Source organism: Micromonospora trifolii, assembly GCF_022229005.1.
In the GTDB taxonomy this organism is placed as follows: domain Bacteria; phylum Actinomycetota; class Actinomycetes; order Mycobacteriales; family Micromonosporaceae; genus Micromonospora; species Micromonospora trifolii.
On the sequence record NZ_JAKKFD010000034.1, the window covers coordinates 1 to 24,669 of the forward strand.

Annotated in this window: 22 protein-coding genes; 8 read left to right on the plus strand and 14 right to left on the minus strand. The window is 72.8% G+C overall.

Annotated features, from left to right (window positions below):
• Together cobU and NIE79_RS34275 are read right to left on the minus strand one after the other, a co-directional pair.
• On the minus strand, positions 1–1,066 hold a 1,066-nt coding region (gene cobU / locus NIE79_RS20275; protein WP_238680061.1), incomplete at its 3' end, for a bifunctional adenosylcobinamide kinase/adenosylcobinamide-phosphate guanylyltransferase.
• Positions 1,067–1,125: 59 nt separating this feature from the next.
• Positions 1,126–2,880 carry a serine/threonine-protein kinase gene (locus NIE79_RS34275; protein WP_238680062.1) on the minus strand — a complete coding sequence of 585 codons (1,755 nt, stop codon included), beginning with the start codon at positions 2,878–2,880 and terminating at the stop codon, positions 1,126–1,128.
• A gap of 144 nt (positions 2,881–3,024) precedes the next feature.
• Here NIE79_RS34275 and NIE79_RS20285 point away from each other — a divergent pair, with 144 nt between their 5' ends.
• Positions 3,025–3,225 (plus strand): hypothetical protein, encoded by a 201-nt coding sequence (locus NIE79_RS20285; RefSeq protein WP_088949470.1) that lies wholly within the window; start codon positions 3,025–3,027, stop codon positions 3,223–3,225.
• The gene (locus NIE79_RS20290) at positions 3,225–4,022 is read left to right on the plus strand and encodes a site-2 protease family protein (RefSeq protein ID WP_238680063.1); all 798 of its coding nucleotides are present in this window, start codon (positions 3,225–3,227) and stop codon (positions 4,020–4,022) included. The genes NIE79_RS20285 and NIE79_RS20290 overlap by 1 nt, the downstream gene beginning before the upstream one ends.
• A 76-nt stretch (positions 4,023–4,098) precedes the next feature.
• Here the strand turns inward: NIE79_RS20290 and NIE79_RS20295 are convergent, their stop codons facing one another.
• The 6 genes from NIE79_RS20295 to nadA form a co-directional block, all read right to left on the minus strand.
• Entirely contained in the window at positions 4,099–5,097 is a 999-nt protein-coding gene (locus NIE79_RS20295; RefSeq protein WP_238680064.1) for an aldo/keto reductase family protein, read from the minus strand.
• 44 nt (positions 5,098–5,141) lie between these two features.
• Positions 5,142–10,121 (minus strand): WG repeat-containing protein, encoded by a 4,980-nt coding sequence (locus tag NIE79_RS20300; protein ID WP_238680065.1) that lies wholly within the window; start codon positions 10,119–10,121, stop codon positions 5,142–5,144.
• A 383-nt stretch (positions 10,122–10,504) separates the two neighbouring features.
• Positions 10,505–11,065: a helix-turn-helix domain-containing protein gene (locus NIE79_RS20305; protein ID WP_238680066.1), complete on the minus strand. Its 561-nt coding sequence runs from the start codon at positions 11,063–11,065 to the stop codon at positions 10,505–10,507.
• Positions 11,066–11,237: 172 nt separating this feature from the next.
• Positions 11,238–11,831, minus strand: coding sequence for a DUF3043 domain-containing protein (locus NIE79_RS20310; RefSeq protein ID WP_238680067.1), 594 nt, complete (start codon positions 11,829–11,831; stop codon positions 11,238–11,240).
• Positions 11,832–11,944: 113 nt separating this feature from the next.
• Positions 11,945–13,312 (minus strand): UDP-N-acetylglucosamine 1-carboxyvinyltransferase, encoded by a 1,368-nt coding sequence (gene murA / locus NIE79_RS20315; protein ID WP_231392814.1) that lies wholly within the window; start codon positions 13,310–13,312, stop codon positions 11,945–11,947.
• A 200-nt stretch (positions 13,313–13,512) separates the two neighbouring features.
• A complete protein-coding gene (nadA, locus tag NIE79_RS20320) occupies positions 13,513–14,712 on the minus strand; it encodes a quinolinate synthase NadA (protein WP_238680068.1) in 1,200 nt (399 codons plus the stop codon).
• Positions 14,713–14,780: 68 nt separating this feature from the next.
• Between nadA and NIE79_RS20325 the strand changes: the two genes are divergently transcribed.
• The 3 genes from NIE79_RS20325 to NIE79_RS20335 all read left to right on the plus strand — a co-directional run bounded on the left by NIE79_RS20325 (position 14,781) and on the right by NIE79_RS20335 (position 17,646).
• Positions 14,781–15,920 carry a glycerate kinase family protein gene (locus tag NIE79_RS20325; protein WP_238680069.1) on the plus strand — a complete coding sequence of 380 codons (1,140 nt, stop codon included), beginning with the start codon at positions 14,781–14,783 and terminating at the stop codon, positions 15,918–15,920.
• A gap of 181 nt (positions 15,921–16,101) precedes the next feature.
• A complete protein-coding gene (gene erpA / locus NIE79_RS20330; RefSeq protein WP_091407494.1) occupies positions 16,102–16,470 on the plus strand; it encodes an iron-sulfur cluster insertion protein ErpA in 369 nt (122 codons plus the stop codon).
• 198 nt (positions 16,471–16,668) lie between these two features.
• The gene (locus NIE79_RS20335; protein ID WP_238680070.1) at positions 16,669–17,646 is read left to right on the plus strand and encodes a carbohydrate kinase family protein; all 978 of its coding nucleotides are present in this window, start codon (positions 16,669–16,671) and stop codon (positions 17,644–17,646) included.
• Between the two features lie 113 nt (positions 17,647–17,759).
• Here NIE79_RS20335 and NIE79_RS20340 read toward each other — a convergent pair whose 3' ends face one another.
• Entirely contained in the window at positions 17,760–17,993 is a 234-nt protein-coding gene (locus NIE79_RS20340; RefSeq protein ID WP_238680071.1) for a sulfurtransferase TusA family protein, read from the minus strand.
• Positions 17,990–19,141, minus strand: coding sequence for a cysteine desulfurase family protein (locus tag NIE79_RS20345; protein WP_238680072.1), 1,152 nt, complete (start codon positions 19,139–19,141; stop codon positions 17,990–17,992). Before NIE79_RS20345 ends, NIE79_RS20340 begins: the two co-directional genes overlap by 4 nt.
• A 230-nt stretch (positions 19,142–19,371) precedes the next feature.
• On the opposite strand from NIE79_RS20345, the gene ctaC reads away from it, so the two are divergent.
• Together ctaC and NIE79_RS20355 are read left to right on the plus strand one after the other, a co-directional pair.
• Positions 19,372–20,343, plus strand: coding sequence for an aa3-type cytochrome oxidase subunit II (ctaC, locus tag NIE79_RS20350; protein WP_238680073.1), 972 nt, complete (start codon positions 19,372–19,374; stop codon positions 20,341–20,343).
• Between the two features lie 9 nt (positions 20,344–20,352).
• Entirely contained in the window at positions 20,353–20,778 is a 426-nt protein-coding gene (locus tag NIE79_RS20355; protein WP_196918976.1) for a cytochrome c oxidase subunit 4, read from the plus strand.
• Between the two features lie 121 nt (positions 20,779–20,899).
• Here the strand turns inward: NIE79_RS20355 and NIE79_RS20360 are convergent, their stop codons facing one another.
• The 4 genes from NIE79_RS20360 to NIE79_RS20375 form a co-directional block, all read right to left on the minus strand.
• The gene (locus tag NIE79_RS20360; protein ID WP_238680074.1) at positions 20,900–21,100 is read right to left on the minus strand and encodes a hypothetical protein; all 201 of its coding nucleotides are present in this window, start codon (positions 21,098–21,100) and stop codon (positions 20,900–20,902) included.
• A gap of 273 nt (positions 21,101–21,373) precedes the next feature.
• Positions 21,374–22,420, minus strand: coding sequence for an anthranilate phosphoribosyltransferase (gene trpD / locus NIE79_RS20365; RefSeq protein WP_238680075.1), 1,047 nt, complete (start codon positions 22,418–22,420; stop codon positions 21,374–21,376).
• 92 nt (positions 22,421–22,512) lie between these two features.
• Entirely contained in the window at positions 22,513–22,908 is a 396-nt protein-coding gene (locus tag NIE79_RS20370; protein ID WP_238680076.1) for a helix-turn-helix domain-containing protein, read from the minus strand.
• A 107-nt stretch (positions 22,909–23,015) separates the two neighbouring features.
• Positions 23,016–23,936 carry a cytochrome c oxidase assembly protein gene (locus NIE79_RS20375; RefSeq protein ID WP_372471694.1) on the minus strand — a complete coding sequence of 307 codons (921 nt, stop codon included), beginning with the start codon at positions 23,934–23,936 and terminating at the stop codon, positions 23,016–23,018.
• Between the two features lie 108 nt (positions 23,937–24,044).
• Here NIE79_RS20375 and ctaE point away from each other — a divergent pair, with 108 nt between their 5' ends.
• On the plus strand, positions 24,045–24,644 hold the full coding sequence (ctaE, locus tag NIE79_RS20380; RefSeq protein WP_112582810.1) for an aa3-type cytochrome oxidase subunit III: 600 nt from the start codon (positions 24,045–24,047) through the stop codon (positions 24,642–24,644).
• Positions 24,645–24,669: the final 25 nt, after the last annotated feature.

The following is a 24,669-nucleotide window of genomic DNA, read 5'->3' on the forward strand; positions in this document are numbered from 1 at the left end:
CGCCCTCGGCGGCCAGCCGTGCCAACGCGCCCTGGCCGGCGCGGGCCTGCGCGGCACGGCGCGCCGACTCACCGGCGACGGTGCCGGCCGCCGCGCCGCCGGCGTGATCGCCGTGCAGCAGCAGCACCCGCACCGAGCCCCAGGCGGCGGGGGTCGAGGTGCCCTGGGTGGCGGCGGCGAAGCCCACCACCCGGTCCAGCACGCCCAGTCCGGCGCCCGGTACGTCCAGCGTGGCCAGCCGGTCCACCGCCTGCGGGCCGGCGTACTCGTCGGGCATCGGCAGTTCCATGCCGGGCTGGATGACCAGCCCGGTGGCCACCATCGGCAGCGCCATTGTCGGTGCGGCCCACGGGGTGCTGGGCTCCGCGGTCGGGGTGGCCGGCGGCGTATGGGTCAGCACGTCGGGCAGCTGCACCTCGGGGGTCGGCTCGCTGTCGGCCAGGCTCGCCACCACCGCTGCGCTGGCAGCGGCCGTCGGCTCGGTCACGGTGGAGGGAGCGGGCGATTCGGTCGCGCTGGCGACTGACTTGAGCCAGACCGGCTGACCGGCGACGACCAGCACCACCGCGTCGCAGGCGTCGGCGACGGCGCGGTTGGCAGCGCCCAACGCGTCGGTGAACGCCCGGCCCAGCGGGGTGGTCGGCACCAGCGACAGCCCCACCTCGGGGCTCACCAGCACCACCCGGGCGGCACACCCGCGGATCGCCTCGGCCAGCTCGGCGATGGTCGCCACGTCGTCGGCGGGCTGGTGGTCCGGGTCGAGCAGCACCGTCACCCAGCCGCCGAGGTCGTCGACGAGCACCATCTCGTTGGGCTCGGCGGACTCGAGCACGTCGGCCAGCCGGCGCGGGTCCTCGGTGGTCTCCTCGGTGGTCCAGCTGCCCGGCCGTCGGGCGCGGTGCGCCGCCAGCCGGGTCGCCCACTCGGTGTCCTCCGGGTCGCCCTCGGGAGCGGTGGCGACGTAGCGGACCACCGGCGCGTCGGTGACCAGGGACTCGGCGAACTCGGACTTGCCGGACCGGATACCGCCGAGCACCAGGACCGTGTTCCACCCGTCTACGGACATGCCCGTACCTTAAGGCCGCCCAGGGTCGCGGTGCCTGCCGGCCCGGTGCTCGCCGCCGTTCAGTCGCAGTGTTCGAACCCGCTGCCGTAACTCACCCCGCCGGTGGAGCCGCCCCACTTGACGCACGTCCCGGCGGCGCTGGCCCGCACCGGCCCGGCGTAGTAGTCGAAGGACCCGCTGTCGGTTCCGCGCGCCCGCCCCTGCACCTCCAGGTACGCCGAGGCCGCTGACTTCGCGCCGACCGCTGTGTCCTTGAGGGTGACGACGCAGTTGGTGCCGGTGCCGGCGTGGAAGAGCAGGAAGACCCGGCCCTTGCGCTGCCCGTCTCCGCCGGTCAGCGTCGCCGAGTCGATCACCTGGTAGCCGCTGCCGCACGCCTGTGCCGCCGTGTACGGGTTGGGCCGGCTGGACGGGGTGCGGCTGGGCGTCGGTCGGCTGCTGGCCGTACCGGTCGGCGTGCCGCCCGGTGCCCCGGTGGGGGCGGGGTCGCTGCTGGTCGTCGCGTCGGCGGGGGACCCGGTCGGGTCGGCCGTCGCGGTGCGGCTGGCGCCCGGCGTCGCGCTGGGCCGGGGCCCGGTGGTGGTCGCTTCTGCGGGCGGCAGCGGAGCGTCGGCGACCGCCGCCGACTCGCCGGCCAGCGCGGGTGGCCGGTCCGCCGCATCCGGGTTGGCTTTGGGTCGCAACGCGACCACGGCCACCACGGCCACCGCGACGAGGACGACCGCGCCGGCCCCGACCAGCAGTGCCCGGCGTCGGCTCGACGGCCCGCTTCCGAGCGCGTCCTCCCGGGTCGGCTTCGGCTCGGTCGTCGGTTCGGTCGCGACGCTCGCCGGTGGGCGCGGCACGGCGGGCCCAGCCGACACCGGCGCGGCGGACGGCGGAACGGCAGCCGGGCCGGCCGGCGGCGTGGGGGGAGCTGCGGCGCCCGGGTTGGGGGCGGCCAGCGCCCACGGTGGGCGGGCCGACACCGGAATGCTCGCCAGGGTCGCGTCGCGGGCATCTGCGGCGGCAGCGGCCAACTCAGCCGCGCTGCCGAACCTGTCCTCCGGACGCTTGGCCAGCGCGCGGGCCACCACTGCGGCAACCGCCGGTGGGGTGTCCGCCGGCATCGCCGCCGGATCCTCCTGGGCGTGCCGCAGCGCCACCGCGAGGGGGTTGTCACCGTGGAAGGGCGGCTGCCCGGCAAGGCAGAAGTACGCCACCGCGCCGAGCGCGTAGATGTCGGTGGCGGCCGAGACCGGCTGCCCGGTGGCCTGCTCGGGAGACATGTACGACGCGGTGCCGAGCACCATGTTCGCGGCGGTGAGCCCGGCCATGTCGCGGGACCGGGCGATGCCGAAGTCGACGAGCACCACAGTGCCGTCGGCCTTGACCAGCAGGTTGCCCGGCTTCACGTCCCGGTGCACGATGCCGGCGAGGTGGGCGGTGTGCAGCGCGTCGGCGGCCTGGGCCAGCACCGACATGGTGGTGGCCGGATCCAGCCGCCCGACCGCGCGCACCCGGGCGGACAACGGCTCGCCCTCGACGTACTCCATCACCAGGTAGTCGACCTGGCTGCCGTCGTCGAGCGCGGCCTGCCCCACGTCGTGCACCGGAACTACGCCGGGGTGCCGCAGCGCTGCCAGCATCCGCGCCTCGGCCCGGAACCGGGCGGTGAACTCCGGATCGGCCACCAGCGACGGCAGCAGCACCTTCACTGCGACCTCGCGTTCCAGCAGCACGTCAGTGCCGCGCCAGACCGCCCCCATTCCCCCCGTCGCCACCCGCTCGCCCAGCCGGTACCGGTCGCCAAGCAGCACTCCCCGTGTCAGCACCGAGCCACCGTACCGGCCGGCGTCGATCGGATTGATCCACCCCGTCGGCCCCGCCGGGGCGAGCGAGCGGCCGTTGCGCGCCGGGCCGACTACGCTGGCGAGGGTTCGTCCCACGGGGACTTCAGCGGCGAGGGGAGACGCGGCATGGCGTGGAGCTGGCGGTACGAGGGCACGGACGGCCAGACGGTCGAGGGACCGGCGGAGTCGTTCGGCAGCCAGGCCGACGCCGAATCCTGGATCGGTCAGACCTGGCGGGAGCTCGCGGCGTCCGGCGTCACCTCGGTCGCGCTCATGGAGGACGACCGGGTGGACTACCGGATGAGCCTGCTGCCCACGGCCGAGTGATGGCCTACGACCGCCCGGGCGGTGACGGGCTGGTCCTCGGCGTACCCAAGGCGGCGTTCCGGCCCAGCCCGGTCTTCCTCGGCCTGGTCGCGCTCTTCGCGGTCAGCGGGGTGCTGACCTGGAACGGGTACGGCAACGTCCGGTTCAACGTGTTCCTCTTCGTGGTGTCCGGCTGGCTGGTGTCGCTCTGCCTGCACGAGTACGCCCACGCGGTGGTCGCCTACCGGGCCGGCGACCGGGACATCGCCCACCGCGGCTATCTGACGCTCAACCCGTTCAAGTACACCCACCCGCTGCTGTCGATCGTGCTGCCGGTCGTGGTGGTGCTGCTCGGCGGCATCGGCCTGCCGGGTGGCGCGGTCTGGGTGGACCGGCACTCCATTCCGGGTCGGCTACGGCACACCCTGGTCAGCCTCGCCGGCCCGGCGACCAACGTGCTGTTCACGTTGGTGTTGGTGGCGGTGGTGCGGCTCGGCGCCCAGTCGGATGGGCCGGTGGAGTTCTGGGCCGGGGTGGCGTTGCTCGCCTTCCTCCAGCTCACCGCCAGCGTGCTGAACCTGCTGCCGGTGCCCGGCCTGGACGGCGGCAACATGATCCAGCCGTGGCTCAACCCGCAGTGGCGCAAGATGTACGACCTGTTCGCGCCGTACGGCTTCATCCTGCTCTTCGCGCTGCTGTGGAACCCGCGCATCGGCGGCTGGTTCTTCGACGCGGTCTTCGCTGTCGGTGACCTGCTCGGTCTGCCGTCGTGGCTCTACGCCACCGGCCTGGAGCTGATCCGCTTCTGGCAGAGCTGACCGCGGCCCAGCGGCGGGCAGAGCTGACCCGGCCCGGTCGGCGCGAGGGTTTCGCGCCGACCGGGCCGCAACGGCGTCAGGGACGCTGCGCGGGGGACTCGGTCTTCGCCGGGTCCCGCTCGACGATCGGCCCGACGATGTCGTCGATCGCCTGGAGCAGGTCGGCGTCGAGCTTCACCCCGGCCGCCTTCACGTTGTCGTGCACCTGCTCGGGGCGGGACGCGCCGATGATCGCCGACGAGACGTTCGGGTTCTGCAGCACCCACGCCACGGCGAGCTGGGCCATGCTGAGCCCGGCCTGCTCGGCGAGGGGCTTGAGCTGCTGAACCCGGGTCAGCACGTCGTCGTTCATGAACCGGGAGATGAAGCCCGCACCCGACTTCTCGTCGGTGGCGCGGGAACCGGCCGGCGGCGGCTGGCCCGGCAGGTACTTGCCGGAGAGCACGCCCTGCGCCATCGGCGACCAGACGATCTGCCCGATGCCCAGCTCCTCGCTGGCCGGCACGACCTCGGTCTCGATGACCCGCCAGAGCAGCGAGTACTGCGGCTGGTTGGAGACCAGCGGGATGTGCAGCTCCCGGGCGAGCGGGTGGGCGGCGCGCAGCTGCTCGGCGGTCCACTCGGAGACCCCGATGTAGTGCGCCTTGCCGGAGTGGACGACGTCGGCGAACGCCTCCATCGTCTCCTCCAGCGGCGTGTTGTAGTCGTAGCGGTGGGCCTGGTAGAGGTCCACGTAGTCGGTGCGCAGCCGGCGCAGCGAGCCGTTGATCGACTCCATGATGTGCTTGCGGGACAGGCCACGGTCGTTGCGGCCGGGCCCGGTCGGCCAGTAGACCTTGGTGAAGATCTCCAGGCCCTCCCGGCGCTCGTTCTCCAGCGCTCGGCCGAGCACGTCCTCGGCCCGGGTGCCGGCGTACACGTCGGCGGTGTCGAAGGTGGTGATCCCCGCGTCGAGAGCGGCCCGGACGCAGGCGAAGGCGGCGTCCTCCTCGACCTGCGAACCGTGGGTGATCCAGTTGCCGTACGAGATCTCGCTGACCATCAGGCCGGAACGGCCCAGGTGTCGGAATTCCATGTACCGACCCTAGCTCTAGTGGATCAACGGTGGCGACCGCTGACTCAGAGAACCGGGTTGGCGTCGGTGAGTAGCCGGTCGATCTCCTCCAGCACCTCGGCGCGATCGCGGTGCACCGGGTCGATGAGTGGCACGCCGCGCCGGTCCAGTGCGCCCCACCGCCCGTTGTCGTTCTCGACCAGGAACGCCACCGGGTGGATGACCAGCATCGGGTGCGCCGGCGGCACCAGCACCGTGCCGGTGCGGTCCACCACGCCCCGCCGACCCGCCACGTCGACCACGGCGAGCCCCTCGTCGGTGAAACCGTCGATCTGCTGGCCGTCGGCCAACTCGGTGACGAAGCCGTGGTAGCGGGTGGGCACGATGACCCGACCGGTCCGGTCGACAGCCCCCCACCCCTCGCGCCGCACCGCGGCCAGCCCGCGCCGGAACGGCCGTACCTCGGCGAAGTTCGGCGCTACCTGCACCGCCCCGGTCGCGTCGATCGCCGTCCAACCGCCCTCGCCGACCACCCAGGCCAGGCCGTCGCTGAACGGATGCGCGGCCCGGAAGGACGGCGGGATCACCGTCGTACCGAGCAGGTTGATCAGCGACCAGCGGTCGGTGTCCGGCCGGCGGACCCAGGCCAACCCGTCGTGGAAGGGCTGCGCCTCGGCGTACCGGGCGGGGATGACCACGTCGCCGTCCTGGCTGGTGTAACCCCACAGCGGCCCGTCCCGGTCCGGCAACGGGGGTCGGTCCCGGTCGAGCACCTCGTCCCGACCCCTGGGGTACGGCCCGAAGCCATCCGCCTCGGCCCGGACGGTGACCGCGTCGAGGGCCACCCGGACCCGGTCGAGCAGTTCGGCGTCGCCAGCGCCGCGCAGGTCGAGCGCCTTCTCGAAGTGCTCGCAGGCCTCCATGAGCCGCCCCTGGTCGTAACACGACCGCCCGGCGTGCTCGTGCAGCGCGGCCCGCAACCGGTCGGGCAACTCCACCGAGTTGGCCTGGGTGAAGAGCTGGTCGGCTTCGGCGAAGTGGCCGCGCCAGCGCAGCACGTGGGCCAGCCGGGCCTGGGCCAGCGCGGTCCGGCGCAGCTCACCGGTGGCCTCGGCGTAGGTGAGGGCGAGCCGACCATCGGCCAGCGCGTCGTCCAGGTCGCCGAGAATCCGCGAGGCGACCGCCCGCAGGCTGAGCAGCCGGGCCCGGGCACGGTTGTCGACCGCCGAGCCCAACTTCTCGGTCAGCCGCCGCCGGATGGCCCGCAGGTCGTCCGGCTCCGTCAGTTCCTCGCGCAGGGTCACCGGGTCCAACCGCCACCGGTACGCGGCCAGCACCTGCTCCGGGTCGCCCGGGTCGGCCAGCGACGGGCGGGTCACCACCGGCGGTGCGTCGTCGGGTGGCGCGGACACCGGCTCGTTCCCCCCGTCCGAGCCGCTCCTCGGGCCGGGTACGGCCGAGGCGGGTGGCCCGGACGTCGGCACCACCGACGCCGGCGGCCCGGAGACGGGCGCCGCGGCGGGCGGTGGTGTCGAGGCCGGTGGTGCGGAGACGGGTGCTGGCGGTGCGGAGACGGGTGCTTCGGAGTGCGGCTGCGCCGAGGCGGGCGGTGCGGACACCGGGGCCGCGGTCGGCGTTGGTGGCGCGGAGACGGGCGCGGTGGAGAGGGGCGGCGCGGAGACGGGCGCTGCCGTCGGCGCTGGTGGCGCGGAGATGGGCGCTGTCGCGGACGCTGGTGGCGCCGAGACGGGTGCCGCGGGCGGAGCCGATACCGGCGGCGCCGGGGGAGCGGAGACCGGCGTGACCGAGGCGGGCGGTGCCGAGAACGGCGGTGCCGAGACGGGAGGGCTCGTGTCGTCCGCAGACGTCACGGATGGCGCCGCCTCGCCCGGCCACTCGTCGGTTCGCGGATCGTCCGCCGGGCTGGTAGTCGGATCGACGATCGCGTCCGCAGGCTCGTCGGGTGGCGCGAGTTCGTCCGTCGGGTCGTGCTCGACCGGATCGGTGTCGTCGTCGGGCGAAGCGGTGAAGGGCTGCCGGTCGACCTCGGCTTCGAGGTCGGCCTCGACCGGCTGGTGGGGGACTGCGATGACAGGTGCGCCGGAGACGGGCTGGTCGCCGTCCAGCATTCCCGTGTCGAGAGCGGGCTGCGGGGCGTCGTCCAGGTCGTCCGCCCAGAGCCGGGGGGCACCGGAGACGGGATGGGCGGGCGGCGCGGAGACCGGGTCGGAGGCGTCGTCCGATGTCGACCCGCCGGCGTGCTCGTCGGCCACGTCGACGTGGGTGTCGGCCGCCGGCGTCGACGTCTGCGCGTCCGGTGCGACAGGTGTCGCGGAGAGGTCGGGGTCGCCGGCCGTCGGCTCGTCGTCGACCGGGTCGAACGACCGCTCGTCCGTCGTCGGCTCGCCCTGGTCGGATTCGGCGGGCTGAGCGGGGCTGAACCACGCATCCGGCCCGCGGGTGCCCGGGACGTCGTCCGGCTCGTGAACGGCCGCCACCGGCTCTTTCGAGGGCGGTGGGGGTACGTAGCGGCGTGGCGTACCGGGGGCCGGCGGGAGCGGCGGCGCGACCTCCGCCGCAGGCGGCTGGACCTCCGCCGCAGGCGGCTGGACCTCCGCCGCAGGCGGCTGCGAGGCCGCCGGAGCCGGAACCGCGCGGGTCGGGTCGGCCGGGTTCGGGTCGGGTCGGGTCGCCGGTGGCGGCGGTGCCTGCCAGGTGGGTGGCGGGGCCACCGACGGGCGGGCGTCCGCCGTCGGGACCTGTCGCTCCGGCGAGTACGGGCGCTGCGGCGCGGCCGGACGCTGCGGCGCGGCCTGTCGATCGGCGGGGTGCTGCCGCTCCGCGGGGGACGAGCGGTCGGGGGAGACCGGGCGGCGGTCGGTCGCTGGGGTGCCGGCCGACGGGTCGCCGACCCGACGGCGGTCCGGGCCCGGCTCCTCGCCGCGCCGCTGGTCCGCCGGACGGTCCCTGGTGTCCGGGCCGGGGTAACGCGGCGGCGGTGCGGGATGCGCGCCGGATGCCGGTGGCGGTTCGGCCAGCGGCCGGCGTCCCGATGCTGGCGGGGCATCCGGGCGTTCGTCGGCGACGGGCGGGTCCACCGGCGCGGGCAGGTACTCCAGCCGCAGGCGCGCGGCGGGTGGGCCCGAGACGGGCCGGTCCGAGGCGGGGGAAACCGGGGCGGCCGACACCGGCCGGTCCCAGTCGGGCGCGGCAGGGGAGACGGGGGCGCCCGACACCGGTCGGTCCCAGCCGCGGTTGGTGGGTGAGTCGGGTGCTGGCGACACCGGCCGTTCCGGGGAGGCCGGGGCGCCTGACACCGGTCGGTCCCAACCGGGGGAGACAGGCGCCGGCGACACCGGCCGTTCCGGGGAGGCCGGTGCGCCTGACACCGGTCGGTCCCAGCCGCGGTTGGTGGGTGAGTCGGGTGCTGGCGACACCGGCCGTTCCGGGGAGGCCGGTGCGCCTGACACCGGTCGGTCCCAACCGGGGGAGACGGGTGCCGGCGACACCTGTCGCTCCGGGGTGACCGGCGGGACCGGCATGGCACGGCCGGAGGCGGGTGGTGCCGTCGCGGCTGGGCGCACCGGTCGCTCGTCGTACCGCGCCGGAGTGGCAGCCTGGCGCTCGTCGTACCGGGCCGGGGTGGCAGCCGGGCGCTCGTCGGGCCGCGACGGCGTGGCCGCCGGCCGCTCGGGCCGGGCGGCCGGCCGCGGCGCGACGCCCGGCTCGGCGCTGCGGTACGGGTCCGTGGTGCGGTGCGGCTCGGCGCTGCGGTGCGGGTCGGGGCTGCGGTGCGGGTCGGTGCGGTGGCCGGGCTCCCGGGTGCGGTCCGAGGTGCGGTCCTGGCGCACCGGACCCGGTGCTGGCCAGGGCAGGCTGCCGTCCGGCCGTTGGCCCGGCTGCGGCCGGGGCTCGCGGTACGCGTCCTCGCGGTAGCTGTCCTCGCGGTACCCGTTGTCGCGGTACGCGTCCGGGCGGGCCTGCTCGCGGGGTCGGCGGTCCGGGTACGCCTCGGCGCGGGCCGCCGCCTCACGGGGCTGCTGCCGGTGCGGGTCGGTGTCGGGCCGCCGCCGGTCGTCGTCGAGGCGGGGCTGATCGGGCAGGTCCGGCTCGGGGCGTCGGCGTCGTCCACCGTTGGGTGCGGGTGCAGCGCCGATTCCCTCGTCCGCGCGGTAGCGCGGTTCCGGGCGGCGCGGGTCGTCGGTGGCCCGGTCCGGGTACCCGTCGGAGCGGTATCGCGCGCGGCCGTCCACGGGCGCCCACGGGTCGACCCCGTCGGCGATGCGGCCGTCGTGGTCGCGGGTGGGTCGGACGCCGTACCCGTCGCCGGGGTGCCGTTCGTAACCTGCTGCCTGTCGTTCCGGTGTGCCGCGCCGACGCGGTGCGTCGTCCGGCTCGGGCACCCAGCCGGGTTCGGGCCGGGGCGCGGGGGAGACCGGAGGAGAGCCCCGGTAACCCCGATCCCGTTCGGTGGGCTCCTGCCGGGGCCGGCGGCTGTCGTACCGCTCGGTGGTGGGCTGGTCCCGGTGCCAGGCGGCTTCCCGCGCGGGCCCTCGCTCGTCGGGGCGTCGGTCGGACCAGGCGGTACGTCGGTCCGACTCGGGCGAGCGGCGTTCGTCGCGGCGGGGCGGCTCGGGCAGCGGACGACGGTACGGCTCGTGGTCGTAGTGGCGGGAGTCGGCGTTGTCGGGCCGGGCGTAGGCGGAGCTGTCCGCCGAAAGCTCGTCGTCGCGCAGTCGGCTGTAGGCCGATGCCTCGCCCGGCTCGTCGTCCACCCAGGATCGGCCGTGAGGGGCCTGGTCCGCTGGTGGTTCGTCGGACCAGGACCGGCCGAGGTAGGTGCCGTCCGGGCGGGTGGGCGCGAGCGGCGGTACCTCGGCGCGGCCGGACACTGTCGCGCGCCCGCGCGGTGGCGGCTGGTGCGGCATGCCGATGTCGCCGGGGTAGCGCTGGCCGGGGAACTGGGGGTCCCACTCGGTGGTCGGCTCGCCCACCCAGGACGGTTCGTTCGGGTCTGGCCACCGGTCGGTGTAGCGGCCGTTCATCCGTCGAGCCCGTCGCCACACCCGGCCGCTGGGCCGATTCTCGCCAGCGGTGAGGTGTCCGCAGCCGCTGTCGGGTGACCGCTGGGCGTCCGGTCGCCGCCTGCCACGCCCCGGTGGCCGGCTCGCGTCCGCTCGCTCACGCGTTGTCACCTCGTTGCAAATTGTCGCGCTGGGGCCGCACGTGCCGGTCAGATCGCCGCTCCGGCAGGCCGTGGCTGCGGTTGGAGGGTAACGGCGTGGGCTCGCTCACCGCCACTGTGGTGCCGCCCACCGGCGCAAACGTTATCCCATTGGTTTCGGACATTTGGTCCTATAAGCGAATCTGAACTCCGACCCTACCGCACGCGAGAACCCCCCGGCTGCGGCGGGATCGCCGTCCTCGTTCAGGGATGCTCCATGATGAGGACGGCGAACGTACCGGGAGCGAGCGCCTCGTAACGGTGCGGTGCGTCACCGGGGAACGTGGCGTAGTCGCCGGGGTCGAGTTCGACCGGCGCCGCCTCGGGCCCCACCCGCAGCCGGCCGGCCGCGACCACCACGTGTTCGATGCTGCGCGGGGTGTGTCCGTGCCCGGCCCGGACCGCGCCGGGTTCCAGCCTGATCAGGTAGACGTCCCGGCGCAGGTGCGCGGCGCCGGCGCTGAGCAGCGTTCCGCTGAAGTCGGCCTGCTCGGAGCGGACCTGCGGCCCGTGCCCGGCCCGGATGACCCGTACGCCGTCGTCGACGGGCTCCACCAACCGGCTGAACGGCACACCGAGTGCGACGCCCAGCGCCCAGAGCGTCTCCACACTCGGGTTGCCGGTGCCCGACTCCAGTTGGGAGAGGGTGGACTTGGCCACCCCCGCCCGGCGGGCCAGCTCGGTCAGCGAGATGCCGACCCGTTCCCGCTCCCGGCGCAGGGCGGCGGCGATGGTGGCCAGCGGGGCAGCCGGTTCCGAAGGCATGCCTTCGCTCCATTGGGTCGAACGTTCGGTCTGGCGAACAACGGCAACCCGTTCAGCATGATGAACGCACGACAAGATCCGCGCAGTTACGGCGAAACTGCTGCCTCGGAGATCTCTGAGGCAGCAGTTTCGCGGATGTCGCGCGGATCATGGAGGTGTGGGAGCCCGAGGGTCAGACCTTGTCGCCCAGCTTGACCTGGGGCGCCGGGGCGCGCATCCGCCGGAAGGTGATCGACCGCATGACCGCGTAGAGGAAGAGCGAGCCCATCCGCTGGCCGGTCTTCGGGAAGCGCTCCCGGACCAGCTTGCTGATCTTGCGGCAGATCAGCACCGAGTCGACGACCACACCCAGCGCCAGCGCGCCCCAGAGCACGTTGGAGATCAGCCGGACCAGCGGCGGCATGGCCGCGTTCGACCCGACCAGCACGATCAGCGCGCCGCCGAAGAACCAGGTGCCGACGGTACGCCGGGAGTCGACCACATTGCGGGCCAGCAGCCGCTCCGGGCCACGGTCGCGGGGGCCACCCTCGCGGCGGAACTCCGACGCCGCCTCGGCACGCAGTTGACGGCGGCGCTCCCGCTCCTCCTCCTTGGTGAGGGGGCGAGTGGGGCCGGCCGGGCGACGGCCGGCGGTCGGCCGCTTGGGCGTCTCCCGACCCTTGGTCGGGGTGTAACCCCGGGGACGCTCAGCGGTCTCCTCGGGGGTCACCGAGGAGACGGCCTCGTCGACGAGGTCGGTGGACTTGCGGCGAAAGAGCGACGGCACGCGGCAAGGGTAGCCAACGGTCCGCGACCGGTGCACATCGCGGTACGGCGGCCGACGGCTCCAGGTCGCAGTGCGACCTGGAGCCGTCGTAGCCGAACGATTGGTGACCGAGGTTACGGACGCTCGGCGTGCGCGCCCAGGTCGGCGAGCTTCGCCTCGAAGTCCTCGTAGCCCCGGTTGATCAGGTCCACGCCGTACACCCGGGAGGTGCCCTCGGCCGCGAGCGCCGCGATCAGGTGGCTGAACCCGGCCCGCAGGTCCGGGATGACCAGGTCGGCGGCGTGCAGCTTGCTCGGCCCGGCGATCACCGCGGAGTGCTTGAAGTTACGCCGGCCGAAGCGGCACGGGGTGCCGCCGAGGCAGTCCCGGTAGACCTGGATGTTGGCGCCCATCGAGTTGAGGGCCTCGGTGTAGCCCAGCCGCTGCTCGTAGACCGTCTCGTGCACGATCGACAGGCCGCGGGCCTGGGTCAGCGCCACGACCAGCGGCTGCTGCCAGTCGGTCATGAAGCCGGGGTGCACGTCGGTCTCCAACGCGACCGCGTTCAGCTCGCCACCCGGGTGCCAGAAGCGGATGCCGCCCTCCTGGCCGGGGTCGCCCAGCTTCGGGGCACGGGCGTCGGTGACCTCGTACTCGCCGCCGACCGAGCGGAAGATGTTCAGGAAGGTCATCATGTCGGCCTGCTGCGCGCCCAGCACCTCGACGTGACCACGGGTCGCCAGGGCGGCGGCCGCCCAGCTCGCCGCCTCGATCCGGTCCGGGATCGGCCGGTGGGTGTAGCCGTGCAGCTTGGGCACACCCTGAATCTCGATCACCCGGTCGGTGTGGACCTTGATGATCGCGCCCATCTTCTGCAGGATGCAGATCAGGTCGATGATCTCCGGCTCCACCGCGGCGTTGCGCAGCTCGGTGACGCCCTCGGCCATCACGGCGGTCAGCAGCACCTGCTCGGTGGCGCCGACGCTCGGGTACGGCAGGGCGAACTTGGTGCCGTGCAGCCCGTTCGGCGCGGACAGGTGCAGACCCTCGGGCCGCTTGTCGACGGTGGCGCCGAACTCGCGCAGTGCCTGGAGGTGGAAGTCGATCGGGCGCGGGCCGATGTGGCAGCCGCCCAGATCCGGGATGAACGCGTGCCCGAGGCGGTGCAGCAGCGGGCCGCAGAACAGGATCGGGATCCGGCTGGAACCGGCGTGCACGTTGATCTGGTCGGTGCTGGCGCTCTCCACGTTCGCCGGGTCGAAGACGAGCTCGCCGTCCTCGGTGCCGTCGGTGACCTTGACGCCGTGCAGGCCGAGCAGACCTCGCACCACCTCGACATCGCGGATCTTGGGCACGTCGAACAGTCGGCTCGGGCTGTCGCCGAGCAGCGCGGCGACCATCGCCTTCGATACCAGGTTCTTCGCGCCGCGCACGCGGATCCGCCCTTCGAGCGGAGTACCTCCGTGCACAACCAGGACGTCGTCGGTCAACGCAACCTCCAGCGCGTCGGTGCTGCCGTGTTGATGGTGGGGCGCCTGAACGTCATCGCTACCCCGGATGCGGCCATGTCGAAACGGCCCGCGTGTGTCGTCGCTTGGGCAGCATAGCCCTCGGTGACGAAAAAGGACTCCGTCACATCGGCGTGTGTGGCATTAATCGGTGATCCGGCACTTTTGCGTACCAAGAGCGCTACGGATCGTGATCAGGACACCGCCGGCGGCGGAGTGTCCGCGCCGGGCAGCGCGAGCATCTGATCCAGCGCCACCCGGGCGTGGTGCGCGGTGTCGGCGTCCACCGTGATCTGGTTGACGACCCGGCCCGCGACCAGCTCCTCCAGGGCCCAGACCAGGTGCGGCAGATCGATCCGGTTCATCGTCGAGCAGTAGCAGACGGCCTTGTCCAGGAACATGATCTGCTTGTCCGGGTGGGCCAGCGCGAGCCGGCGGACCAGGTTCAGCTCGGTGCCGAGCGCCCACGCCGAGCCGGCCGGAGCCGCCTCGATCGTCTTGATGATGTATTCGGTGGACCCGACGTAGTCGGAGGCCGTGACCACCTCGTGCCGGCACTCCGGGTGGACCAGGACGTTGACCCCGGGCACCCGCTCCCGTACGTCGTTGACGCTGTCCAGCGTGAACCGGCCGTGCACCGAGCAGTGCCCCCGCCACAGAATCATCTTGGCGTCGCGCAGCTGCTGCGCTGTGAGCCCGCCACCGGGCTTGTGCGGGTCGTAGAGCACGCAGTCGTCCAGCGACAGGCCCATCTCCAACACCGCGGTGTTGCGGCCCAGGTGCTGATCCGGCAGGAAGAACACCTTCGACCCCTGCTCGAAGGCCCAGTCCAGGGCGCGCTTGGCGTTGGACGAGGTGCAGACCACGCCGCCGTTGCGGCCCACGAAGCCCTTGATGTCGGCCGAGGAGTTCATGTACGTCACCGGCACCGTGTCGCCGGCGATGCCCAGCTCGGTCAGGGTGTCCCAGGCCGTCTCGACCTGGCCCAGCACCGCCATGTCCGCCATCGAGCAACCCGCCGCGAGGTCGGGCAGGATCACCCGCTGGGTGTCGGTGGTGAGGATGTCGGCGCTCTCGGCCATGAAGTGCACGCCGCAGAAGAGGATGTACTCCGCGTCCGGGCGGGCCGCGGCCTCCCGGGCCAGCTTGAACGAGTCGCCCGTCACGTCGGCGAACTGGATCACCTCGTCGCGCTGGTAGTGGTGCCCCAGCACGAAGACCTTGCTGCCCAGCTTCGCCTTGGCGGCGGTGGCGCGGGCCACCAGATCCGGATCGCTGGGCGCCGGCAGGTCGCCCGGACACTCGACGCCGCGCTCGGTGTCGGGGTCGCTGCCCCGGCCGAGCAGCAGCAGAGCCGTCGCCGTGTTGGAGGGTTCCACCCAGGTCGAAGTCACGTAGCCCATGGTCCCACAGCGCGAGCGCGACGCAGCTCCGCTCGGTGTGGGCTGCCACACTGCTCGGCATGCGCGTGCTGCTCTGCCCGGACAAGTTCGCCGGCACCCTGTCCGCACCGGAGGTGGCCACCGCCGTCGCCGCCGGTTGGCGCACCGTCACCGACGGAGACGACCTGCTGATCCGGCCCCTCGCCGACGGGGGGCCGGGCTTCGTGGAGGTGCTCGCCGAAGCCCTCGGTGGCCGGCGGGTGCCGGTGTCGACGGTCGACCCGCTGGGTCGGCCGGCGGCCGGTGAGATCCTGCTCACCGCCGACGGCGCGACCGCCTACCTGGAGAGCGCGCAGGCGTGCGGCCTGCACCTGCTCTCCGCAGCCGAGCGCGACCCGAAGACCACCACCTCGTACGGGTTGGGTCTGTTGGTGGCCGCCGCTGTGGAGAGTGGTGCCCGCACCGTGGTGATCGGGCTGGGCGGTTCCGGCACCAACGACGGCGGCGCCGGAATGCTCGCCGCGCTGGGCGTGACAGCCCTCGACCAGGGCGGCGCCGCGCTGCCGTACGGCGGGGCGGCGCTCGCCGCGGTCGACGCGCTGGACGGCGCGCCCCGGCTGCGCGGCGTCCGGCTGGTCGCTGCCACCGACGTGGACAACCCCCTGCTCGGCCTGCACGGCGCGAGCAACGTTTTCGGCCCGCAGAAGGGCGCCGACCGCGCCGACGTGCTGCTGCTCGACGCGGCCCTGGAGCGTTTCGCGGCGGTGCTGGAACGGGACCTGGCCGGCTGCCCGGCGGGGCTCGGCGTGCTGCCCGGGGGCGGGGCCGCCGGTGGCATCGGCGCGGCCCTCCTCGCCCTGGGCGGCGACTGCGAGTCGGGAATCGGCCTGGTCACCGGGGCCACCCGACTCGACGCCGCGCTGGACACCGCCGACCTGGTGATCACCGGTGAGGGGTCGTTCGACCACCAGTCGCTGCGCGGGAAGGTCGTCGCCGGGGTGGCCGGCGCCGCCCGCGACCGGGGAGTTCCCTGCGTGGTGGTGGCCGGGCAGGTGAGCACCGGCCGGCGGGAGGCCGCCTCGGCCGGGGTGACCGACGCGTACAGCCTGGTGGAGCACTTCGGCGGCGAGGAGGGCGGCGGGCTCGACGCGGCGCTCAGCCGGCCCGCCGAGGGGCTGCGCGAGTTGGGCGCCCGGCTGGCCCGGCAGTGGAGCCGCTGAGCGTCCCGACCGCCCGTGCGCCCGCCCCGACCGAGGGCCGACCTGCGGCGGGGGTCACGCCACGCGGGTGAGCCCGGCCAAGGCGGCGTACGATCGGTTGAGGACCACAACCGGGAATCACTGGACGGCGCGCGACGTTGGCCAGTGCGTCCGGACCCAAACCGCGCAGGGAGACTTCCACGTGACCACGCCAGCGCAGACCGAGTCGACCGAGGCCAAGGCCCCTACTTCCGTCGTCCTCACCGACGTCGCGGCGCAGAAGGTCAAGGCCCTGATCGAGCAGGAGGGCCGCGACGACCTGCGGCTCCGCGTCGCCGTGCAGCCGGGCGGCTGCTCCGGCCTGCGGTACCAGCTCTTCTTCGACGAGCGTTCGCTCGACGGTGACGTCGTGACCGACTTCGGTGGCGTCGAGGTCGTCGTCGACCGGATGAGCGCCCCGTACCTTTCCGGCGCGACGATCGACTTCGCCGACCGGATCGACGCCCAGGGCTTCACCATCGACAACCCCAACGCGGGCAGCTCCTGCGCCTGCGGTGACTCGTTCAACTGAGTCACACCCCGCACCAGCGACGATGGGGCCGTTCTTCGGGACGGCCCCATCGTCGTGCCGGTCGGCGGTCGCGCCGGTCTGGGAGCGATCCCGAAGGGGGCCGTGGCGGGCTGGTTGCCGTTGTCCGACCGAGCGGTGACCACCGGGTTGCCGTCCCGGTAGGCTGACCGCGCCCTGCTCCCGACCCCGAGGGTTGACATGAAGATCGCCGTCACCGGCTCGATCGCCACGGATCACCTGATGAGCTTCCCCGGTCGCTTCGCCGACCAGCTCATCGCCGATCAACTGCACAAGGTGTCCCTCTCCTTCCTGGTGGACGACCTGGTGCTCCGCCGCGGCGGAGTGGCGGCGAACATCTCCTTCGGGATGGGTCAGCTCGGGCTGCGCCCGGTGCTGCTCGGCGCGGTCGGCGCCGACTTCGCCGACTACCGCTCCTGGCTGGAGCGCCACGGTGTGGACTGCGACTCGGTGCACATCAGCGAGGTGGCGCACACCGCCCGCTTCGTCTGCACCACCGACACCGACATGTGCCAGATCGCGTCGTTCTACGCCGGTGCGATGAGCGAGGCCCGCAACATCGAGCTGGCCCCGGTCGCCGACCGCCTCGGCGGTCTGGACCTGGTGCTGGTCGGCGCGAACGACCCCGAGGCGATGCTGCGCCACTCGGCCGAGTGCCGCACCCGCGGGTACGCCTTCGCCGCCGACCCGTCCCAGCAGCTCGCCCGGATGCCCGGCGAGGACGTGGTGGCGCTGATCGAAGGCGCCGAGTACCTGATGACCAACGACTACGAGAAGTCGCTGCTGCAGAGCAAGGCGCAGCTCAGCGACGACCAACTGCTGGACCTGGTCAAGGTGCGGGTCACCACGTTGGGCAAGCACGGTGTGGAGATCGCCGGGCGCCACATCGACCCGATCCACGTACCGATCGCGCGGGAGATCCGGGCGGTCGACCCGACCGGCGTCGGCGACGGCTTCCGGGCCGGCTTCTTCACCGCGCTCTCCTGGGGCCTCGGCCTGGAGCGCGCCGCCCAGGTCGGCTCGCTGCTGGCCACGCTGGTCCTGGAGACCGTCGGCACCCAGGAGTACGACGTTCGCCGCGACCTGTTCGTCAAGCGGCTCGCCGAGTCCTACGGCGACACCGCGGCGGAAGAAGTCCGCCCCCACCTCCTCCCGTAACCCCTCCAGTCGGGTTGATCATGGAGTTGTGGTGGCCGAATGGCAGCCGTTTGCGGCCTTTGTCCCCCACCACAACTCCATGATCGACGCCGGGTGGGGCGATGTCGGGTTGGTCAGTGGGTGCGGCGGACGTCGTAGGCGGGGCCTTCGGGGCCGTTGACGGACCCGAGGAACTCCTGGCCGCGCATCCGGCACCAGGCGGGAATGTCGACAGCCGCCGCCGGGTCGTCGGCCAGCACCCGGACCACAGTGCCGACCGACACCTCGGGCATCCGTCGCGCCGCCGCGATCACCGGCAGCGGGCAGCGTTGCCCCCGGCAGTCAATCACCTCGTCCGGCATCGTCACAGCCCCACCACCCCGGCCTCGGCGCGCAGCCCGGTGACGATCCCCGGCAGCTCGGTCAGGAACCGCTCCACGTCCGCCTCGGTCGTCTCCCGGTGCAGGCTGACCCGCACGTTGCCGTGCGAGAGCACCCCCATCGCCTCCAGCACGTGCGACGGGCGCAACGTGGACGAGGTGCAGGACGAGCCGGACGACACGGCGAAGCCCCGCCGGTCCAGTGCGTGCAACAGCGCCTCCCCGTCGACGTACAGGCAGGAGAAGGTGACCAGGTGGGGTAGCCGGAGCACCGGGTCGCCGACCACCTCCACGTCGGGCACCTCCGCAGCGACCCGCTCCCGGACCCGATCCACCAGGGCGGCCAGCCGGGTCGCCTCGGCCGCCGCGTCGGCCGCCGCCGCGCGCAGACTCGCCGCCGCCGCCACGACCGCGGGCAGGTTCACCACCCCGGGGGTACGTCCGCTCTCCCGCTCGTCGGCCGGCCAGGGTGACTCCCAGCGAACGCCCTTCCGGACCGCCAGAACCCCCACGCCCGGTGGCCCACCCCACTTGTGGGCGCTCGCCGTGAGCACCGACCAGCCGGCCGGCAGGGGCACCCGGCCCACCGACTGCGCCGCGTCCACGTACAGCGGCACACCCACGTCGGCGCACGCCGCCGCCGCCTCGGCGACCGGCTGCACCGTCCCCACCTCGTGACTGGCGGTAATCAACGCGGCCAGCGCGACCCCCGGCGCCCGAACGGCTGTCGACCACGCCGTCAGGTCCAGCCGGCCCAACCGGTCGACAGGCACCGCGGTGGCAATCCCGCCCGCGTCGACGTGCCGCTCCGCCGCGTGCAGCACCGCCGAGTGCTCGATCGCCGAGTGCACCAGCGTCGACCCGACCCGACGTCGCCCCGCCAGGCCGCCGAGCACCGCGCCGTGGGCTGCTGTCGTACCACTGGGTGTGAAGGAGACCTCATCGGCGCGGACGCCGAGCGTCAGCGCGGTGGCCTCGCGGGCGGCGTCGAGCAGTTGCCGGGCCCGGCGGGCCTGCGTGTACAGCTTGCCCGGGTCGGCCCAGCCGTCGTCCAGCGCGGCCAGCAGCGCCTGCCGCGCGACCGGATGCATCGGCGCGGCGGTCGCCGCGTCCAGGTAGACCGGGGATGCGCTCACAGACCCGCCTTCGTTCGCGACTGCGGGGCTCGCAACCCCGGCTCACTCCTCGCGCTCACAGATCATTACGGTATCGCGGCGGTATGCCTAGGATCCCCCCGATGGGGGTCGGACAGTGACCCCACCACGGCCGAGTCCGTCATGGTCGAGTAATCTGCGACCGTCGGTGACGCCTTTGCCGCGGGTGCTGAGGAAAGACGCACCGCGGCGCGCTAGGGAGGCAGGACCAGGTGGTCGCAAGGAGTTCGGAGGTACGGCCGTCGGCCGTACGGCACAGCGCTTCCCCAGGGGTTGGTGGACGCCGGGGGCGTGGTGCTGGTCGCCTGGCCGGGCTCGGTCTCGGTGGCGTGGCGTTGCTCGTTCTGCTCACGGGCTGTGACGTGGGTCAGACGTTCCACGGCTTCGGCTGGCCGCAGGGCGGCATCTCGCCGGAGTCCAAGCGGATGTACGACCTGTGGATCGCCTCCTGCATCGCCGCGCTCGCGGTCGGCGTCTTCGTGTGGGGCCTGATCTTCTGGTGCGTCGTGCGCTACCGCAAGCGTGGCAACGCGCTGCCGGTGCAGACCCGCTACAACATGCCGATGGAGTTCCTCTACACCATCGCGCCGATCCTGATCGTCTCCGTGCTCTTCTACTACACGGCGATCGTGCAGACCGACGTCGACAAGCTGTCGAAGAACCCGGACGTCACCGTCGAGGTCGTCGCGTTCAAGTGGAACTGGCAGTTCAACTACCGGGACGGCCAGGGCACGGAAGCCAGCACCACCGCGTCGACGCTCGGCACCAGTGAGGTCATCCCGGTGCTGGTGCTGCCGACCAACCGGTCCATCCGGTTCGAGGAGACCAGCCGCGACGTCATCCACTCGTTCTGGGTGCCGGAGCTGCTCTTCAAGCGCGACGTCATGCCGGGCAAGATCCGCAACGTGTTCGAGGTCTCGAGCCTGGACGCCGAGGGTGCCTACGTCGGGCGTTGTGCCGAACTGTGCGGCAGCTACCACGCGTTCATGAACTTCGAGCTGCGGGTGGTCTCGCCGGAGAAGTACGACCAGTTCCTCGCGGCCAAGCAGAGCGGCAAGTCCACCCAGGATGCGCTGTCCGCGATCGGTGAGCAGCCGTACGCGACGACCACGCAGCCGTTCGACACGCGGCGGACGCAGGACAACTTCAACCCGGACGACGTTCCGGCCCGCACGGGAAGCTGAGGCAGCCGCATGAAGACCGAGTGGCGTATCTTCCTGATCATCGCCGGGTTCCTCTTCGGTGCCACCATCCTCTACGGCGCCTGGACGCACGGGGAGTCGGGCGGCGTCGAGTGGGTCGGCACCGTCGCCCTGCTGCTGTCGTTCCTGCTGTGCTCGATGTGCGGTGGCTTCTTCTGGTTCGTCTCCCGCCGCATCGACCTGCGCCCGGAGGACCGCCCGGACGCTGAGATCGCCGACGGCGCTGGTGAGGTCGGCTTCTTCAGCCCGGGCAGCTACTGGCCGTTCGGTCTGGCGCTGGCCGCCGCGATCGCCGCGCTCGGCATGGTGTTCTGGCAGTACTGGCTGATCGGCGCCGGCCTGCTGGCCGTCGTCTTCTCCGCCTGCGGGCTCCTGTTCGAGTACTACAGCGGCACCCGGCGTACCGCCGAGCACTGACCCACCCGGTCGCCGTCGCGACCGACCCGGCACGACGAAGGCCCGTTCCCCGAGTGGGGGAGCGGGCCTTCGGTCATGCGCCACCCGCCTCGGGTGGCGTTGCGGTCAGGCGGCGTTGCGGTCAGGCGGCGCGGCGGGCGGGCTGGCGTCGGCGGGCGGGCAGCCGGGTGACCGGGAAGGCGAACGTGCCGACCACCACAGCGGCGCCGCAGTCGGTGCAGATCAGCTCCGGACAGTCGGTGCCGTGGCTGTCGACGCAGGGCGGCGCCTCGAACAGCGCCACGCCCTCGCAGACGTCGCAGTAGAGCTCGCGGTGCGACACGGGCGTCTCCTCTCGGATACCAGGCGGACCGCCCTCGGATGCGACAACGACGCACCGACGGCAGCAGAGAACTACTCAGCTGTAGTTTCCCAGACGGGTCCGACAAATCTCCGCGCACGTCACCCGCCGCTCGGCATCCGCGCGTGATCCACTCGACTTCATTGAAGTCGGGGCATCCGAGCTGCCCAGACACCGCGGATTCAAGGAACCCGAGTTGATCACCCGCCGGGACACCGCCCGCGGACGGCACCGGCGGGTCGGGTGGTGGTGAGGTCAGGCGGCGGTGGCGGTCTCGATCCAGCGGTCCAGGGTCGCGGCAGCCGCGCCGGAGTCGATCGACTCGGCCGCGCGGGCCAGGCCGGCGCGCAGCGCCTCGGTCAGGTCGCCGTCCAGTGGACCCTGGGTGGCCAGCGCCGCCGCCGCGTTGACCAGCACCGCGTCCCGGACCGGGCCCGTCTCGCCGGCCAGCAGGCGACGGGCCACGCCCGCGTTGTACGCGGCGTCACCGCCCCGCAGGTCCGCGAGGGTGGCCCGGGGTACCCCCAGGTCCGTCGCGTCCAGCACAGCCTCACGTACGGTGCCGCCCTGCGCCGCCCAGATCCGGGTCGGCGCGGCGGTGGTGAACTCGTCCAGCCCGTCCTCGCCGCGCATCACGATCGCCGAGTCGCCACGGCCCGCGAACACGCTGGCCATCACCGGGGCCATCCGCAGGTCGAAGCAGCCGACCGCACCGGCCCGGGGCCGGGCCGGGTTGGTCAGCGGGCCGAGGAAGTTGAAGAAGGTGGGCACGCCCACCTCGCGACGGACCGGGCCGGCGTGCCGCATCCCGGGGTGGAAGCGGGCCGCGAAGCAGAACCCGATGCCGGCCTCCTCCACACAGCGGGCGACCTGCTCCGGGCCGAGATCCAGCGGGATGCCGAGGAACTCCAGCAGGTCGGCGGTGCCGCACAGCGAGGAGGCGGCCCGGTTGCCGTGCTTGACGACGCGGACGCCCGCGCCGGCGACCACCAGCGCCGTCATCGTGGAGATGTTGACAGTGTGGGCGAGGTCTCCGCCGGTGCCGACCACGTCGAGCGCGGTACGGCGCAGTTCCTCGGGGAGCGTCACCGGGACCGCCCGACCCAGCATCGCCTCGACCAGGCCGGCCAGCTCCGCGGGGGTCTCCCCCTTGGCCCGCAGCGCCACGGCGAAGGCGGCGATCTGCGCCGCGCTCGCCGAGCCGGTCATGATCTCGTCCATCGCCCAGGCGGTGTCGGCGGTGGAAAGCTCGTCACCGCGCAGCAGCGCGTTGAGCAGGTGCGGCCAGGTCCGATCGCCCATGGCGGGCCTCCCGAGCATGCGAAGTGCGGGTGGGCTGGAACCGGCGCCGAGTGAGATCCGGCGCCGTGAGGGTGCCGGAGGAGCGTGGGACGTCAGGCGGGTGCGTGCGTCCGCAGCAGCTCGGCCACCGTGCCGCCGGTGGTCACCGGGTCGAGCGGGTGCACCAGCGTCGCGTCGACCTCGGCGTACGCGGCGAGCCATCGGTCGGCGGCGCGGGCGATCACCAGGCAGGTCGGGGGAGAGTCGTCCCGGTCGTCCTTGACCTGCCGCGCGATGCCGATGCCGCCGCCCGGGCTCGCCTCACCGTCGAGCAGCAGCAGGTCGATCTCGTAGTCGTCGACCAGCCGGATCGTCTCCGCGTAGGTCGACGCCTCGACGAACTCGATCTGCAGACCGGGAGCGGGCCGGGTGCCGACGGCCATCCGCATCCGGTCACGGACCTGCGGGTCGTCGCTGTAGAGCAAGACGGTGCAAAGACGATCGCTCATGGCTGGCCTGACTCCCACCTCGTAGCTGCCCGCAGATCGTACCGGTCGGCGTGACGTAGCCGACATCCCGCCCGGCGTCGCGCGTCGGGGCGTACCGTCCGGGCAGCTCAGGCGGGCGCGGCGTCGGCGGCGCGGTCGCGGGCCTCCTGGCGGTCCAGTTCGCGGTCCACCCGGCGGGCCTCCCGCTCGGACTGTTTGACCCACTGCACCACCAGCACCGCGAGCATGGTCACACTGACGAACTCGCCACCGGCCCAGAGGATGCCACCGGCGACCACCTGGTCATTCCAGGGGTCGGACCAGCTCAGATTGAGCGACGGGTACCAGTCGCCGCCGAAGAGTGTGCTGCTCTGCATGATGGTGAGGCCGAGCACTGTGTGGAACGGCACGGAGAGCAGCATCAGCAGCGCGCGCGCCGGGTACGGCCAGCGGCCGGGCAGCGGGTCGAGGCCGAGCAGCGGCCAGAAGAACACGCAGCCGGTCATGATGAAGTGCGCGTGCACCAGCTCGTGCGCCCAGGCGTGTTCGAGGGTGAAGCGGTACAGGTCACTGAAGTACAGCGCGAACGGGTTGACCACGAAGATGGCGAACGCCACCAGCGGGAAGCTGTAGACCCGGGCGACGCGGCTGTGCACGATCGCGAGCAGGCGCTTGCGCGGCCCGACCGGCAGGGTCCGCAGGGCCAGGGTCATCGGCGCGCCGAGCGCCAGGAAGATCGGCGCCACCATGGAGAGCACCATGTGCTGGATCATGTGTACGGACAGCAGCGCGGTGTCGTACGCGTGCAACCCGCTGACCGTGACGAGCGCGATGCCGCCCAGGCCAGGGCCGAGGAAGAACACGGTGCGGGCGATCGACCAGCGGTCGCCCCGCAGGCGCAGCCGGTACACCCCGTAGAGGTACAGGCCGGCGGCGAGCACCAGGCCGAGGGCCAGCCAGCTGTCCAGCCGGGTCTCGGTCAGCACCGCGCCGACGGTGAACGGCGGCGGGGCCGAGGTGGCGGCGAAGATCGGATCGACGTGCAGCACGCTTTTCAGGCTAGGCCAGGCGAACCGGACCCTGACGCTCGGGCCACGGAAGGCGCAGGTTTGCCACCCCGCTGATCGGCGGCCCCGGTCAGGGGCAATAATGACGGCGTGACTGCGGCCCCAGCCATTGACAAGAGCCGGATCCACTCTCTGACCCGACCGAACATGGTCAGCGTCGGGACGATCGTGTGGCTCTCCAGCGAACTCATGTTCTTCGCGGCGCTGTTCGCGATGTACTTCTCCATCCGCGCGGCTGCGCCGGAGCAGTGGGAGAAGCACACCGAGGCGCTGAATATCCCGTACGCGACCACCTTCACGGTGATCCTGGTGCTGTCCTCGGTGACGTGCCAGCTCGGCGTCTTCGCGGCGGAGAAGGGTGACGTGCACGCGCTGCGGCGCTGGTTCACCGTCACCTTCGTGATGGGCCTGATCTTCGTCCTCGGCCAGCTGAACGAGTACCGGCACCTGGTCGCCGACGGCATCAAGATCAACGAAGACGGGTACGGGTCGGTGTTCTACCTGACCACCGGCTTCCACGGCCTGCACGTGACCGGTGGTCTGATCGCCTTCATCATCTTCATGGTCCGCACGACCATGGGCCGGTTCACTCCGGCGCAGGCGACGTCGGCGATCGTCGTGTCGTACTACTGGCACTTCGTCGACGTCGTGTGGATCGGGCTGTACGCCATGATCTACTGGCTCCAGTGATCTTGCGCGTCACATTCCGCGCTGC

Bases quoted from the DNA above. Each gene is read 5' to 3' on its own strand.
- NIE79_RS20285 (WP_088949470.1), top strand. From the start codon at position 3,025: ATGGCGTGGAGCTGGCGGTACGAGGGCACGGACGGCCAGACGGTCGAG.
- NIE79_RS20290 (WP_238680063.1), top strand. From the start codon at position 3,225: ATGGCCTACGACCGCCCGGGCGGTGACGGGCTGGTCCTCGGCGTACCC.
- NIE79_RS20295 (WP_238680064.1), bottom strand. From the start codon at position 5,097: ATGGAATTCCGACACCTGGGCCGTTCCGGCCTGATGGTCAGCGAGATC.
- NIE79_RS20300 (WP_238680065.1), bottom strand. From the start codon at position 10,121: ATGAACGGCCGCTACACCGACCGGTGGCCAGACCCGAACGAACCGTCC.
- NIE79_RS20305 (WP_238680066.1), bottom strand. From the start codon at position 11,065: ATGCCTTCGGAACCGGCTGCCCCGCTGGCCACCATCGCCGCCGCCCTG.
- NIE79_RS20325 (WP_238680069.1), top strand. From the start codon at position 14,781: ATGCGCGTGCTGCTCTGCCCGGACAAGTTCGCCGGCACCCTGTCCGCA.
- NIE79_RS20335 (WP_238680070.1), top strand. From the start codon at position 16,669: ATGAAGATCGCCGTCACCGGCTCGATCGCCACGGATCACCTGATGAGC.
- NIE79_RS20355 (WP_196918976.1), top strand. From the start codon at position 20,353: ATGAAGACCGAGTGGCGTATCTTCCTGATCATCGCCGGGTTCCTCTTC.
- trpD (WP_238680075.1), bottom strand. From the start codon at position 22,420: ATGGGCGATCGGACCTGGCCGCACCTGCTCAACGCGCTGCTGCGCGGT.
- NIE79_RS20370 (WP_238680076.1), bottom strand. From the start codon at position 22,908: ATGAGCGATCGTCTTTGCACCGTCTTGCTCTACAGCGACGACCCGCAG.